Annotated in this window: 14 protein-coding genes and 1 pseudogene; 4 read left to right on the top strand and 11 right to left on the bottom strand. The window is 75.5% G+C overall.

What is annotated here, in order from left to right; all coding sequences use genetic code 11:
* Window positions 1–24: 24 nt before the first annotated feature.
* Window positions 25–1,896 (bottom strand): helix-turn-helix domain-containing protein, encoded by a 1,872-nt coding sequence (locus tag BD833_RS18445; RefSeq protein ID WP_166534618.1) that lies wholly within the window; start codon window positions 1,894–1,896, stop codon window positions 25–27.
* 325 nt (window positions 1,897–2,221) lie between these two features.
* Between BD833_RS18445 and BD833_RS18440 the strand changes: the two genes are divergently transcribed.
* Window positions 2,222–3,223, top strand: coding sequence for an oxamate carbamoyltransferase subunit AllH family protein (locus BD833_RS18440; RefSeq protein ID WP_166534617.1), 1,002 nt, complete (start codon window positions 2,222–2,224; stop codon window positions 3,221–3,223).
* 23 nt (window positions 3,224–3,246) lie between these two features.
* Here BD833_RS18440 and BD833_RS18435 read toward each other — a convergent pair whose 3' ends face one another.
* The 9 genes from BD833_RS18435 to BD833_RS18395 form a co-directional block, all read right to left on the bottom strand.
* Window positions 3,247–3,738 (bottom strand): SSI family serine proteinase inhibitor, encoded by a 492-nt coding sequence (locus tag BD833_RS18435; RefSeq protein WP_166534616.1) that lies wholly within the window; start codon window positions 3,736–3,738, stop codon window positions 3,247–3,249.
* Between the two features lie 11 nt (window positions 3,739–3,749).
* Window positions 3,750–4,616 (bottom strand): ATP phosphoribosyltransferase, encoded by an 867-nt coding sequence (hisG, locus tag BD833_RS18430; protein ID WP_166534615.1) that lies wholly within the window; start codon window positions 4,614–4,616, stop codon window positions 3,750–3,752.
* Between the two features lie 79 nt (window positions 4,617–4,695).
* A complete protein-coding gene (locus tag BD833_RS18425) occupies window positions 4,696–4,959 on the bottom strand; it encodes a phosphoribosyl-ATP diphosphatase (protein WP_166534614.1) in 264 nt (87 codons plus the stop codon).
* Window positions 4,956–5,483, bottom strand: coding sequence for a 6,7-dimethyl-8-ribityllumazine synthase (gene ribH / locus BD833_RS18420; protein ID WP_166534613.1), 528 nt, complete (start codon window positions 5,481–5,483; stop codon window positions 4,956–4,958). The genes BD833_RS18425 and ribH overlap by 4 nt, the downstream gene beginning before the upstream one ends.
* Window positions 5,480–6,823, bottom strand: coding sequence for a bifunctional 3,4-dihydroxy-2-butanone-4-phosphate synthase/GTP cyclohydrolase II (locus BD833_RS18415; protein WP_166534612.1), 1,344 nt, complete (start codon window positions 6,821–6,823; stop codon window positions 5,480–5,482). The genes ribH and BD833_RS18415 overlap by 4 nt, the downstream gene beginning before the upstream one ends.
* Complete coding sequence (locus BD833_RS18410; RefSeq protein ID WP_166534611.1) at window positions 6,820–7,443, bottom strand: riboflavin synthase; 624 nt, start codon at window positions 7,441–7,443, stop codon at window positions 6,820–6,822. Before BD833_RS18410 ends, BD833_RS18415 begins: the two co-directional genes overlap by 4 nt.
* Before the next feature lies 1 nt (window position 7,444).
* Window positions 7,445–8,521 carry a bifunctional diaminohydroxyphosphoribosylaminopyrimidine deaminase/5-amino-6-(5-phosphoribosylamino)uracil reductase RibD gene (ribD, locus tag BD833_RS18405; protein ID WP_208092757.1) on the bottom strand — a complete coding sequence of 359 codons (1,077 nt, stop codon included), beginning with the start codon at window positions 8,519–8,521 and terminating at the stop codon, window positions 7,445–7,447.
* Window positions 8,518–9,189 (bottom strand): ribulose-phosphate 3-epimerase, encoded by a 672-nt coding sequence (rpe, locus tag BD833_RS18400; protein ID WP_243737786.1) that lies wholly within the window; start codon window positions 9,187–9,189, stop codon window positions 8,518–8,520. The genes ribD and rpe overlap by 4 nt, the downstream gene beginning before the upstream one ends.
* A gap of 89 nt (window positions 9,190–9,278) precedes the next feature.
* Entirely contained in the window at window positions 9,279–9,701 is a 423-nt protein-coding gene (locus BD833_RS18395) for a VOC family protein (RefSeq protein ID WP_166534610.1), read from the bottom strand.
* 127 nt (window positions 9,702–9,828) lie between these two features.
* On the opposite strand from BD833_RS18395, the gene BD833_RS18390 reads away from it, so the two are divergent.
* Both BD833_RS18390 and BD833_RS18385 read left to right on the top strand, forming a co-directional pair.
* A complete protein-coding gene (locus BD833_RS18390) occupies window positions 9,829–10,857 on the top strand; it encodes a helix-turn-helix transcriptional regulator (RefSeq protein ID WP_166534609.1) in 1,029 nt (342 codons plus the stop codon).
* Between the two features lie 10 nt (window positions 10,858–10,867).
* Window positions 10,868–12,343: an aldehyde dehydrogenase family protein gene (locus tag BD833_RS18385; protein WP_166534608.1), complete on the top strand. Its 1,476-nt coding sequence runs from the start codon at window positions 10,868–10,870 to the stop codon at window positions 12,341–12,343.
* 69 nt (window positions 12,344–12,412) lie between these two features.
* On the opposite strand, the gene BD833_RS18380 is transcribed toward BD833_RS18385, so the two are convergent.
* Window positions 12,413–12,943: a phosphoribosyltransferase gene (locus BD833_RS18380; protein ID WP_166534607.1), complete on the bottom strand. Its 531-nt coding sequence runs from the start codon at window positions 12,941–12,943 to the stop codon at window positions 12,413–12,415.
* A gap of 117 nt (window positions 12,944–13,060) precedes the next feature.
* Between BD833_RS18380 and BD833_RS18375 the strand changes: the two are divergent.
* Window positions 13,061–13,524 (top strand): annotated as a pseudogene (locus BD833_RS18375) (hypothetical protein); the annotation flags it as partial.

Below are 13,524 nucleotides of genomic sequence, written 5' to 3'. Positions count from 1 at the left end.
CCTGCCGGAGGGCCCGGCCGGGGCTCAGAGCAGCGCGTCCAACCCGTCGTCCAGCCCGAGCCCCATCCCGCCGTCCAGCGGCGGGCGGGCCGGTGAGTCCAGGCCCCGCATGCGGGCGGCGTGCAGCGCCAGCAGCAGGTTCAGCCGCAGCGTCGGGTCGGTCGTGAACGGCCCGAGCATGCGCTCCAGCTTGCCGATGCGGTACCGCATGGTGTTGTAGTGGAAGTGCAGCCGGCGGGCGGACTCGGCGACGTTGAGGTTGGTCTCCAGCAGCACCCGCAGCGTCTCGCGCAGATCGGCGGAGTCGGCGTCGACCGCGTCGGCGAGCGGGCCGAGCACCTCGTCCACGTAGGAGCGCAGCTCGCTGCTGTCGGGGATGAGCGACAGCAGCCGGAACACGCCCAGCTGGTCGAAGTGGGTCACCGCCGACCCGCCGTGGATCTCCTGGCCGACACCGAGCGCGCGCTGCGCCTGCCGGTGGGCCTCGGCCAGCTCGGACAGCGAGCCCGCGGGGCGGCCGATGCCGGTACCGAGCAGCCGGCCCACCCGGCGCAGCCGGCCGTTGACCCGGGAGGTGACGGCGGAGACCAGCGCGGAGAGCTCCTCCGGCGTCCGCCCGTCGAGGGGCAGCAGCGTCACGATCTCGGTGGCCAGGCCCGCGACGGCGGCGCCGGCCACCTCCGACTCCAGGGCGGCCCGCCACCCGTCGGCCAGCCGGTCCAGCACGTCGAGGGCCCGCGTCGGGTCGGCGGTGGCGTCGGCCACGGTCTCGGTAGCGGTGACCAGCACCGCGACCGGTCCGTCCAGCCGCCACCCGAACGACCGGGTGTAGGCCAGCGTCCGCTCGGTGTGCCCGACGGCCCCACCGACCAGCCGGCGCACCAGGTCGCCCTGGAACCGGAGCTCCACCGAGTGCACCGCCTGCAGCCGGATGACCGACAGGGCGGCGATGACCGCGGCCCGCTCCAGGACGCCGCCCGCGCCGAGCATCATCTCGCCGGTGCGGTGCACCGCGACCAGCCAGCCGTGCCGCTGGTCACCGGCCATGATCGGCGCGACGGCGTACTCCCCCACCCCACCGGGCAGCTGGTGGTGTCCCGGGACGAGCAGGATGCCGTCGGCCGGGGAGAGATCGGCGTCGGCGAGCACGTCGGCCGGGGTGACGACGGTCTGGTCGGCCCGCACCCCGGAGAGCCGGCGGGACGGCGTGAGCTCGGCCAACGCATCGTCGGCGGCGGCGTCCAGCAGCCACAGCCAGTCGCTGATCTCGGCCACGTCCTCGCGCGGGCCGGCGCTGGTGACCACCTCGCGGTCGGGGCCCAGCCCCAGCACCGCGGCACCCTGCAGCATCACGGCGAGCCGCTGGGCCACCTCGGCCAGCCCGCCCCCGGTGAGCGCCACCCCGGTGAACTCGTCGTCCATGCGGGAGGACAGCGCGAGCGCCTGCGCCTGCTTGGCCACGACCGCGCCGAGGACCTCGGAGATCACCCCGTCCAGCCGGACGGTCGCCGGGACGGCCAGCACGGCCAGCCCCCGGCGGTCGGCCTCGGCGAGCAGCTCCGGGGGCAGCGGCGGAGGGCCGTCGGTGCGCCGGAAGGCCAGGGCGGCCGTGCCGGCGGAGGTCAGCCGGTCCACCAGCGCACGGCAGCCGGCCGGGTCCGCCGGCGGGAGGCGGGCACCGAGGACGAGGAGGACGTCGGGCCCGGCCGCCGCCAGCGGCTCCGCCGGGTCGTCGACCACCATGTGCCGGATCGTCCGGCCGAGGCCCGCGGCGCCGGCCGCGACGGTCGTGCCCCCGAGCACCGGGAGGTCGAGCGCCTCCTCCACGGTCAGGCCCAAGCGCTGCTGCCAGCTCGCGCGGTCGTCGCGCGGCTCGATGCGCGGCGATTCGTCCACCGCCCAGTTGCGACGGAACGGAGCCGTTCCATTACCCTGAGTCGAGGCTCTGAGTGATGCGTCACTCTGGGTCACCAGGCGTCCCCTTCCGGTCGTCATCCAGGGTGCCACACGACAGAATCCTGTCAGGTGTCCCCGGACGGCCCAGCCCATTCTTGGCGACATCCGCCATAAGAAGGCATGCGACGCGCCGCTTAGGTTCGACCTGATCCACCCGCTCGCTGGATGGTAGGCGCTCCCTGCTGCACCGTCCCGTCGGGCGCCTAGAACGAGGGCGGAGTGCCCGGTTCCGGCCTCCGCCGTCCCGCCGGGCGGAGGGCCAGACATGCGCGCGATGGACGACACCGAGATCCGGATCGACCCTGCGGAGACCGCCGCGCGGCGCGGCCAGGCCGCTCGCGCCGGCGTCCCGACGATCCCGCTGCCGCGCGAGTCCGCGCAGGACACCGCCCGCACCGCACCGGCCGGCCGGGTGGCCTCGGCCGTCCCCGCGGCCGCGAGCACCGGGGTCGCCGACCTGTTGCGCGGGCCGGTCCGCCCGGCGCGGGTGCTGCTGAGCGGGCCGGCCGCCGTCTACGTGCAGGTGGTCGGCGAGCGCGGCGGCGGCGACGTCGTCGGGGTGCTCACCAGCGACGCCGCCCGGCTGCCGTTGGGCTGCGTGCTCTTCCGCCCGAGCAACGGCCGCCCCCTGGTCGCCCTGCCCCCGGGGGCACCGGCCCAGGTGGGCGGCGGGCGGATCGTCGTCGGCGACCTCTCGGTCAGCGCGGCCGCCTGGTGGAACCCGCGGCCCCGGCTCCCCGGCGGGCGCCCGGCCCTGCTGCCCGAAGGGGTGCGGCAGCTGCGCACCGCGCTCTACGGCGAGGGGGTGCCGCACAGCTCCTTCACGCTGCCGGGCCTGCCCACCGGGCCGGGTGGGCCGCTGGCCGCGCTGCGGGGGGCGGTCCGCCGGGCCGACCTGGAGGCCGCGCTGCGCACCGCCACCCGGCTGATCGGGCTCGGCCCCGGGCTGACCCCGGCCGGCGACGACGTGATGGCGGGGGCGATCGCCGGCCTCGTGCTGCTCGGGCACCCCTCGGCCGAGCGTTTCGCCGCCGGCGTCTGCTCCCTGGCCGCCGGCCGCACCACCGAGCTGTCCCGGGCGCTGCTCCGGCACGCGGCCGCGGGACGGGTCAGCGGCGAGTTCGCCGCCGTCCTGCACGGCCTGGTCGGCGAGCGGCCGCTCGCCCCGGCCATCGCCCGGCTGCTCGCGACCGGGGCGACCAGCGGCCGGGCGATGGCCCTGGGGCTCTCCACGGCGATCGACCTGGTGGACCGCACGACCCGCTGAGCGCCGCCGGACCGGACCTGCCCTCAGGTCTGGGCGTCGACGCCGACCGGGACCGGCAGCACGGGACCGAACGAGTCCCACTGGGAGATGTGGCAGCCGTCCACCCGGGAGAGCTCGAGGTCGACGGGTTCACCGCGCCACTGGCCGGTGAGGTGCGCGGTCTGCGGGCCGCCGTACTGCTCGGTGCACATGCGGTCGGCCGGCAGCGGCGCGAAGGGGTCGGTCATGCCCGCCAGGTGGGCGCAGGCCTCCGCGGCCCGCGGGTGGCTGCCCTCGGCGGCGCCGTCGCAGTTGAGCGTCCACGTCTGCGGCGCCGCGCCCTCGCCTGCGTCGACGACGATCCGGAGCTCGTCCGCGGTCTCCCCGACGCCCGAGGCGTCGCCGTCGCCGGCATCCGGCACCGCGGAGCCGTCCCCGTTCCCGGCCGGGCTCCGCCCACCCCCGGCGCAGCCGGCCAGGGCGAGCGTGACGAGCACCAGGAGCGGCAGCACGAACGAGCGGGCCGGGCGTCGCACGGGGCGTCCCCTCAGAGTCGTGAGGCGTGGATGCTGGTGACCAGGATCGCGCGCGCGCCGAGCTCCCACAGCTCGTCCATCACCCGGTTGGTCTCGGCCTTGGCCACCATGGCGCGCACCGCCGACCACCCCGGGGTCTGCAGCGGGCTCACCGTCGGCCCCTCGATGCCCGGCGTCATCGCGGTGGCCTTCTCGAGCAGCTCGTTGGGGCAGTCGTAGTCGAGCATCACGTACTGGCGCGCGACGAGCACCCCCTTGAGGCGGCGCCGCAACTGGGCGACCGCCGGGATCTCCTCGGCGCCCTCGCGGCGCACCAGCACGGCCTCGCTGGCCAGCACCGGCTCGCCGATGATGTGCAGGCCGGCCGCGCGCAGCGTCGTCCCGGTCTCCACTACGTCGCAGACGGCGTCGGCCACGCCCAGCCGGCAGGCGGTCTCGACCGCGCCGTCGAGCTTGACCACGGCCGCGTCGAGGCCGGCGTCGGCGAGGAAGCGCTGGAGCAGCACCGGGTAGGCGGTGGCGATCCGCCGGCCGGCGAGCTGCGCCACGCTCTGGATGTCGGACTCGACCGGCGTGGCGAACCGGAAGGAGGAGCGGCCGAAGCCCAGCGGCATGACCTCGACGGCGGCCGCGCCCTCGCCGTCGGCCGGCGCGGTCTCCAGCAGCATGTCCCGGCCGGTGATCCCGACGTCCAGGGTGCCGGCGGCGACGTAGACGGCGATGTCCCGCGGGCGCAGGTAGAAGAACTCGGTGTCGTTGTCCGGGTCGAAGACCGCGAGGTCCTTGGTGCTGCGCCGCTGGCGGTAGCCGCTCTCGGCCAGCATCTCCGCCGCAGGCTCGCTCAGGACGCCCTTGTTGGGCACGGCGATGCGCAGCACTGGTCGGTCTCCCTGTTCGTGGGGGCTGGTCCTGCAGGTGGCGGGTCTTGCAGGTCGGGGGTCTTGCAGGTGGGCGGTCCTACAGGTGCGTGTAGACGTCGTCGAGGGTGAGGCCCCGCGCCAGCATGAGCACCTGCACCCGGTAGAGGAGCTGGCTGATCTCCTCGGCGGTGCGGTCGGCGCCCTCGTGCTCGGCGGCCATCCACGACTCGGCGGCCTCCTCGACCACCTTCTTGCCGGCCGCGTGCACGCCGTCGCGCACCGCGGTGACGGTGCCCGAGGCGGGGTCGGCCGCGGCCACCTTCGCGGCGAGCTCGGCGAAGAGGCTGTCGAAGGTCTTCACGGACGGGCCTCCTGGGCGGCCGGGGTGGCGGCGAAGCCGGTGGACCGCTGGGGCATCCGGAGCTCGCGCAGCACGAGCGCGGTCTGCAGGGCGGCGATCGTCGCCTCCCAGCCCTTGTCCTCGGCCGAGCCCGGCAGCCCCGAGCGGTCGCGGGCCTGCTGCTCGTCGTTCGTGGTGAGGACGCCGTTGCCGACGGGCTTGCCGGCGTCCAGCGCCACCCGGGTCAGCCCGGCGGTCACCGAGTCGCAGACGTACTCGAAGTGCGGCGTGCCGCCGCGGACGACGACCCCGAGCGCCACCACGGCGTCGTGCCGCTCGGCGAGCGCCTGCGCGACCACGGGCAGCTCGACCGCACCCGGCACCCGGACGACGGTCGGCGCCCGGACCCCGCACGCCTGCGCCGCGGCGAGCGCACGGTCCAGCAGCGCTCCGGTCAGCTCCGCGTGCCAGGTCGTGGCCACGATGCCGAGGGTCAGACCCGCGGCGTCGACCGGCCGCGCCTCGGGTGCACCGGCGCCGCTCACTGCGGCTGCTCGTTCTGCCCGAGGGGCACGTCGGTGCCCGGCACCGTGGTGGTGCCCGGTGCGTCGGCCGGGGCGGGCGCCGGGACGTCCGCGGGGCCCGCCTCGGTCTCGGGCTCGATGATGTCGAGCAGGTGACCCATCCGGTCCCGCTTGGTGCGCAGGTAGCCGAGGTTCTCCGCGGTGACGTGGCTGGGCAGCGGCACCCGGCCGAGCACGCGCAGGCCGTAGCCCTCCAGCCCGGCCCGCTTGGCCGGGTTGTTGGTCAGCAGCCGCATCGTGTGCACGCCGAGGTCGACCAGGATCTGGGCGCCGGTGCCGTAGTCCCGCGCGTCGGCGGGGAGGCCCAGGTCGAGGTTGGCGTCGACGGTGTCGGCGCCCATGTCCTGCAGCTGGTAGGCCTGCAGCTTGTGCAGCAGGCCGATCCCCCGGCCCTCGTGGCCGCGGATGTAGAGCACGATGCCGCGCCCCTCCTGGGCGACGGCGGCCAGCGCCGCCTGCAGCTGCGGGCCGCAGTCGCAGCGCAGCGAGCCGAAGACGTCACCGGTCAGGCACTCGGAGTGCACGCGGACGAGGACGTCCTCGCCGTCGCCGATCTCGCCGTAGACGAAGGCGACGTGCTCGCGCTCGTCGTAGGAGCTGCGGTACCCGACGGCGGTGAAGGTGCCCGGGGTCAGCGGCACGATCGCCTCGGCCACCCGCTCGACCAGCTTGTCGAACCGCTTGCGGTAGGCGATGAGGTCGGCGATGGAGATCAGGCAGAGGTCGTGCTCGTCGGCGAACACCCGCAGCTCCTCGCTGCGGGCCATCCCGACCGGGTCCTTCTCGCTGACGATCTCGCACAGCACGCCCGAGGGGCGCAGGCCGGCGAGCAGGGCCAGGTCGACGGCGGCCTCGGTGTGACCGGGGCGGCGCAGCACGCCGCCGTCCCGCGCGCGCAGCGGGACGACGTGACCGGGGCGGGCGAGGTCCGCCGAGGTGCTCTCGGCGGCGGCCACGGTGCGGATGGTGTGCGCGCGGTCGGCCGCGGAAATCCCCGTGGTGACGCCCTCGCGGGCGTCGACGGTGACCGTGTAGGCGGTGCCGAGCCGGTCCTGGTTCACCCGGTGCATGGGCGGGAGGTCCAGCCGGTCGGCGTCGGCCTCGGTGACCGCGACGCAGATGTAGCCGGAGGTGTACCGGACCATGAACGCCACGAGCTCGGGCGTCGCCAGCTCCGCGGCGAAGATGAGGTCGCCCTCGTTCTCGCGGTCCTCGTCGTCGACCACGACGACCGGGCGGCCGTCCTTGATCGCGGCGATGGCGCTCTCGATGGAGTCCAGCCGGGTGCGTGGCTCGCTCATCGACGCGCTCCCAGCAGACGTTCCACGTACTTGGCGATCACGTCGACCTCCAGGTTGACGGGCTCCCCCGGGGCGCGCGCGCCGAGCGTGGTCTCGCGGAGGGTGGTGGGGATGAGGCTGACCTCGAACCAGGGCTCGGGATCGGTGACGGCGCTGACCGCGCTGACGGTCAGCGAGACGCCGTCGACGGCGATGGAGCCCTTCTCGACGACGTAGCGGCCCAGGTCGGTGGGGAGGCCGATGCGGACGACCTCCCAGTGCTCGCCGGGGGTGCGGGACACGATCCGGCCCACGCCGTCGACGTGCCCCTGCATCAGGTGGCCGCCCAGCCGGGTGTGCGGGCTGACCGCGCGCTCGAGGTTCACCGGAGCGCCGTCGGTGACCGCCCCGAGGCTGCTGCGCCGCAGCGTCTCGGCCATGACGTCGGTGGTCCAGACGCCGGTGCCGTCGGCGTCCGGCTGCACGCCGGTGACGGTGAGGCAGACCCCGTTGACCGCGATGGAGTCGCCGAGCGCGACGTCGGTCAGGACGGTGCGGGCGCGGATGCTCAGGACGGCGGAGTCACCGCGGTCCTCCCGGGCGGCCAGGGTGCCCACCTCCTCGACGATGCCGGTGAACACCTCAGCTCCCTCCGTCCGTGGCCGGCCCGCCGGTGCGGGCGCCCCCACCAGTGTGCCGGGTGGGGTGCAGCCGGATCTGCACGTCCCCGCCCAGGGGGGTGAGGTCGGCGACCGAGAGGGACAGCGCCGAGCCGATCCCGCTGATTCCCAGGTCTCCCACGAGGGAGGGGCCGGCGCCGAGGAGCTTCGGGGCGAGGTGGACCACGGCCTCGTCCACCAGGCCGGCGCGCAGGAACGCGGCGGCGAGGGTGGGGCCGCCCTCCAGGAGGATCCGGCGGACGTCGCGGGCGAAGAGCTCGGCGAGCAGTTCGGCGGGTGTGCCCGCCCGGCTGACGACGGTGGGGGCGGCGTCGTCCAGCACCCGGGCGGTGGCCGGCAGCCGGTCCCGGCGGTCGACGACGACCCGCAGCGGCTGCCGTGCGGCGTTCCGGCCGGCGGCGTCCCGGACGGTCAGCTGGGGGTCGTCGGTGAGCGCGGTGCCCGACCCGACCACGACGGCGTCGCATCCGGCCCGCAGCCGGTGGACCTCGGCGCGGGCCTCGGGGCCGGTGACCCAGCGGCTGCTGCCGTCGGCGGCGGCCACCCGGCCGTCGAGGGTCGCGGCCACCTTCCAGATCACATAGGGCCGCTGCGCGCGGACACCGGTCAGCCACCCGGCGAGCGCACCGCGCTCGGCGGCCTCCCGCTCCACCCCCACGACGACGTCGACCCCGGCGGCACGCAGCCGCGCGGCTCCCCCACCGGCCAGCTCGGTCGGCTCGGGCACGGCGACGACGACGCGGGTGATCCCGGCGGCCAGCAGCGCGTCGGCGCACGGCCCGGTGCGCCCCGTGTGCGCGCACGGCTCCAGCGTGACGACGGCGGTGCCACCACGGGCCCGCTCCCCCGCCCGGGCCAGCGCCTCGACCTCCGCGTGCGGGCCGCCGGGGGGCTGGGTGGCCCCCTCGCCGGCGATCGTGCCGTCGGCGGCGAGCACGACGGCCCCCACCGCGGGGTTGGGGCTGGTCGTCCCGAGCGCGCCGGTGCCGAGCTCTCGTGCCCGGGCCATCCCGCGCAGCTCGCCGTCGGTGACGGTCACCCCTGCATCGCCGCGGCGGCCTGCTCCTGCAGCGCGGCGATCGCCGTCGCGGGGTCGTCGGCGCCGTACACGGCCGACCCGGCGACGAACATGTCCACCCCGGCCTCGGCCGCCTGCTCGATGGTGTCGGCGTTGATGCCGCCGTCGATCTCCACGATCAGCGTCAGCTCGCCGGTGTCCACCAGCCGGCGCGCGGTGCGCACCTTCGCCAGCACGTCGGCGATGAACGACTGGCCGCCGAAGCCCGGCTCGACGCTCATGACGAGCAGGGTGTCGAAGTCGGGCAGGACGTCGAGGTAGTCCTCCAGCGGTGTGCCCGGCTTGATGGCCAGGCCGGCCAGCGCCCCGGCGGCGCGGATGTCGCGGGCGACCGCGCGGGGGTCGGCGCAGGCCTCGGCGTGCACGGTGACGTTCCGCGCGCCGGCCTCGGCGTAGCCGGGAGCCCAGCGCTCGGGGTTCTCGATCATCAGGTGGCAGTCGAGCGGGACGGGGCTGACCGCCTGGACCGCCTGCATCACCGGCAGGCCGAAGGTCAGGTTCGGCACGAAGTGCGCGTCCATGACGTCGAAGTGCAGCCAGTCGGCACCGGTGATGCGGGCGGTCTCCTCTGCCAGGCGCGCGAAGTCCGCGGACAGCAGGCTGGGCGCGATCATGGGGAGCCGGGGCACGTCTGCGGAGTCTAGGTGGGCCGCGCCGGCGCCCCGCCGGGACCGGCACGGCGGGCGGGAGCCCGGTCGCTCCCGCCCGCCGCCGGGCCTCAGCCCTGGTAGGGCACGGCGACGTCCAGGACCCACGTGACGCCGAAGCGGTCGGTGAGCATGCCGTAGAGGGGCGAGAACGGCGCCGGGCCGATCGGCGCACGGACGGTGGCCCCGTCGGCCAGCGCGTTCCAGTAGCCCTGGACCTCCCCGGCGTCGTCCCCGCGCACGGAGACGAAGAAGGGGTCCTGACCGGCGTCCCACCCGCGGGCGGCCGGCACGTCGTAGGCCATGACGGCGAAGCCGTTCCCCGTGGCGACCTGCCCCCACATGACCTGGTCGGCCTCTGCCGGGTCGGTGACGGCGGAGGCGTCGGCGTAGGTGACGGCGACCAGGTCGCCGCCGAAGACGGAGCGGTAGAACTCCAGCGCCGCGCGGGCGTCGCCGCGGAAGTTCAGGTGCGTCGTCGTGGTGATGCTCATGTCGGGCTCCTCGTGTGTCGGACTCGTGGTCTCGGTGGCCGCCCGGCGGTGCCGCCGGGCGGGACGAGCCGACTCTGGCAGCAGTAGCGGTCAGGTTCGGTCCGCTTCTGCTGGCATCCTGGAGTCCATGAGCGGGACGTCGTCGCGGTTGCTGACCCTCCTGTCGCTGCTGCAGGCGCGGCGGGACTGGCCGGGTGCCGCGCTCGCCGACCGCCTGCAGGTCAGCTCCCGCACCGTGCGGCGCGACGTCGACCGGCTGCGCGGGCTCGGCTACCCCGTGCACGCGGTGAAGGGGCCCGACGGCGGCTACCGCCTCGACGCCGGGTCCGAGCTGCCCCCGCTGCTCTTCGACGACGACCAGGCGGTCGCGCTGGCCGTGGCGCTGCGGGTGGCCGCTGCCAGCGGCGTAGGGATCGAGGAGGCCGCTGCCCGGGCGCTGGCGACCGTGCGCCAGGTCATGCCCGCACGGCTGCGGCACCGCATCGACGCCGTGCAGGTCGCGGCCGCGCCGAGCCGCTCCGGCGGACGCGCGCTCGACCCGGCGGTGCTCCTGGCCCTCAGCGCCGCGATCCGGGCTCGCGAGGTCCTGCGCTTCGACCACCGGCCGGAGCGCCCCGGGGACGAGGGCGGTGAGCAGGCGGGGCCCGACGTTCCGCCGCGGCGGGTCGAGCCGCACGCCACCGTGACGTGGGCCGGCCGCTGGTACCTGGTCGGCTGGGACCTGGACCGGGACGACTGGCGGATCTTCCGGGCCGACCGCATCGCTCCCCGCACCCCGACCGGGCCGCGGTTCGCGCCGCGGCCCCTCCCCGGGGGCGACGTCGCCTCGTTCGTGCGCGGGCGGTTCCGGGGCGCGGTGGACGGCGACGCGTGGCCGTGCTCGGGCGTGGTCGAGCTCGGCCTGCCCGCTGCCGAGGTGGCCGCGTTCGCCCACGACGGCGTCGTCGAGGCGCTCGGCCCGGACCGCTGCCGGCTCACGCTCGGGGCCTGGTCGTGGACGGGGCTGGCCGCCGCGGTCGTCCGGTTCGACTGCGACATCCGCGTCGTCGGGCCGGTCCAGCTCGGCGAGGCCTTCAGCACGCTCTCCCGTCGCGCCGCCGCGGCGGGAGGTGCGCACCTCGGCCAGGTGGCGTGTTCGCCGCTCCCGACCGGGTAGGGCGCGATCCATGCCTTCCGACACGCCTCCGCCCCGCTACGACGGCTTCGACGTCATGCCCATCGCCGGCACCTGGCGCGCCGGCCGCGCGGGGAAGACCGCTACCGACACCGACCCCTACACCGGCGAGACGCTGACCGAGATCCCGCTCGCGGACGCCGACGACCTCGACGAGGCCTACGCCACGGCCAAGGAGGCGCAGCGCGACTGGGCGGCCCGGCTGCCCAGCGACCGCGCCGACGTGATGCGGCGCGCCGCCCGCATCATGGAGGCCCGCAAGGACGAGATCGTCGACTGGCACATCCGCGAGAGCGGCGCCGCGGCGCCGGCCGCCGAGTTCGAGTACGCGATCACCCTCCGCGACTTCCACGAGGCGTCGTCCTACCCGTACCGCATGGAGGGCCGGATCCTCCCCGCCGACATCGAGGGCAAGGAGAGCCGGGTCTACCGCCGCCCGGTCGGCGTGGTCGCCGTCATCAGCCCGTGGAACGTGCCGATGCACCTGTCCAACCGGTCGGTCGCCCCGGCGCTGGCGCTCGGCAACGCCGTCGTCCTGAAGCCGGCCGGGGACACCCCGGTCACCGGCGGGCTGCTGCTGGCCAAGGTCTACGAGGAGGCCGGGCTGCCGCCGGGCCTGCTGTCGGTGGTCATCGGCGCCGGCCGGGACATCGGCGACGCGATCGTCAGCCACCCCACCCCGCGGGTCGTCTCGTTCACCGGCTCCACCCCGGTCGGCAAGGGCATCGCCGAGAAGGCGGGGCTCAAGAAGCTGTCGCTGGAGCTGGGCGGCAACGGCCCGCTGGTCGTGCTGGACGACGCCGACCTGGAGTACGCCGTCGACGCCGCCGTCTTCGGGAAGTTCTTCCACCAGGGCCAGGTCTGCATGATCACCAACCGGATCGTGGTGGACGGCTCGGTGCACGACGAGTTCGTCGAGCGCTACGTCGAGCGGGTGCGCGGCCTGAAGGCCGGCGACCCCCGCGAGGGCGACACCGTGATCGGCCCGATCATCAACGCCAAGCAGCTGGAGGGCATCCAGGAGAAGGTCGCCCAGGCCCGCGAGGACGGCGCGGAGCAGCTGCTCGGCGGCGACCCCACCGGCCCGATCGGCTCGGTGCTGCCCCCGCACGTGCTGCTGGGCACCAACGAGGTGGCCACCGCCCGGCAGGAGGTCTTCGGGCCGGTCGCGACGATCATCCGGGCCCGCGACGAGGCCGACGCGCTGGCGATCGCCAACGACACCGAGTACGGCCTCTCCAGCGCCGTCTTCACCCGCGACACCCTGCGTGGCGTCAACTTCGCCCTCCAGGTGGAGGCCGGGATGACGCACGTGAACGACTCGCCGCTCAACGACGAGAACAACACCGCGTTCGGCGGGGAGAAGGACTCCGGCCTCGGCCGCTTCGGCGGCGAGTGGGCGATCGAGGAGTTCACCACCGACCACTGGGTGAGCGTCCAGCACACCCGGCGCCAGTTCCCCTTCTGACGCCCCGCCGGGTGACCTCCCGCGGGAGGTCACCCGCCCCCCTGGTCCGACCGCAGGGCTGGGCGGGCGTCAGAGGTCACCCAGGTCCTGGCGGGTGACCAGCGAGGTCACCCGTCCGAGCCGGGTGCGGACGTCGTCGGAGAGCTCGTCGACGACGAGCGAGACGCCGAGGAACTCCGCGCCCGACCGCCGCACGAGGGTCGCCGCCGCCGTGGCCTGGCTCCCGCGCTCGGCCCAGTCGTCGACCAGCAGGACGCGGGTCCCGGGGCCGAGGAGATCCTGCATGCGGAGGTCGTGCCGGCGCCTGCGGTAGTCCGCGGCCGCCGTCGTCGTCAGCGTCGCGCCCGGCAGCGCCCCCGCTGGTCCCTTCCGGACGGCGACGAACCCGGCTCCCAGGGCCACGGCGACCGGTGCGCCCACGACGAAACCGCGGGCCTCGATCCCCACCACGTGCGTGACACCGACGTCGGACCACGGCGCGGCCAGCCCCGCGACGACCTTCCGGAGGGCATCCGCGTCGGCGAACACCCGCCAGACGTCCGCGTGCCCCTCGACCCAGCGGAAGGTGTCCAGGACGGCTCGTCGACCAGGCTCGGTCACGAGCGAGACGGTAGCGACGCACGCCCGTCGGCACGACCGGGAAATGTCGTACCTGCCCTCTAGCCTGCGGGTATGTCGTCGGGTGTCGGGTTCGCGGTCGGGGTGACCGTGATGCCCGTGAGCCCGCCGTCGGAGTGGGAGCTGGTGGATCCGGAGCCGTTGCCGCGGCTGGGTGAGCCGCTGTCGGGCTGGTTGCCGGCCCGTCGGAGTGCTGCGGAGGCGGCGGGGTTGCTGGGGCAGATCGTGGTGGCCGAGGCGCAGCTGGCGGCGTTGCGGGCGGAGCTGGTGATGGATCTGGCCGCGGCCCGCCCCGCACCGGTGAGTGCTCTGCCCGGTGGGCACGGCGCGGGTGCGGTCGGGCCGGGCGGGGTGAGCGAGTTCCTGCCCGATGAGCTGGCCGCCATCCAGAACTGCAGCCGCGCCGCGGCGGTGACGCTGCTGGAGCACGCCGAGCTGCTCACCACCGTGCTGCCGGGAACGCTGGGAGCGCTGGCCGCGGGGGTGCTGGACCGGCCCCGGGCCCACGCGATCGCCGCGGAGGTGGCCGCGACCGGGCGGGAGACCGACCCGGCGGTGATCGC

The organism is Blastococcus xanthinilyticus, assembly GCF_008124835.1.
GTDB lineage: Bacteria > Actinomycetota > Actinomycetes > Mycobacteriales > Geodermatophilaceae > Blastococcus > Blastococcus xanthinilyticus.
Note: the sequence above shows the minus strand (reverse complement) of the source record. Positions and strands in the feature narration are given on the sequence as shown.

What these genes read in the sequence shown, in the direction of transcription:
- BD833_RS18440 (WP_166534617.1), top strand. Translation starts at nt 2,222, where the DNA reads ATGCGCGCGATGGACGACACCGAGATCCGGATCGACCCTGCGGAGACC.
- BD833_RS18415 (WP_166534612.1), bottom strand. Translation starts at nt 6,823, where the DNA reads ATGAGCGAGCCACGCACCCGGCTGGACTCCATCGAGAGCGCCATCGCC.
- BD833_RS18395 (WP_166534610.1), bottom strand. Translation starts at nt 9,701, where the DNA reads ATGAGCATCACCACGACGACGCACCTGAACTTCCGCGGCGACGCCCGC.
- BD833_RS18390 (WP_166534609.1), top strand. Translation starts at nt 9,829, where the DNA reads ATGAGCGGGACGTCGTCGCGGTTGCTGACCCTCCTGTCGCTGCTGCAG.
- BD833_RS18385 (WP_166534608.1), top strand. Translation starts at nt 10,868, where the DNA reads ATGCCTTCCGACACGCCTCCGCCCCGCTACGACGGCTTCGACGTCATG.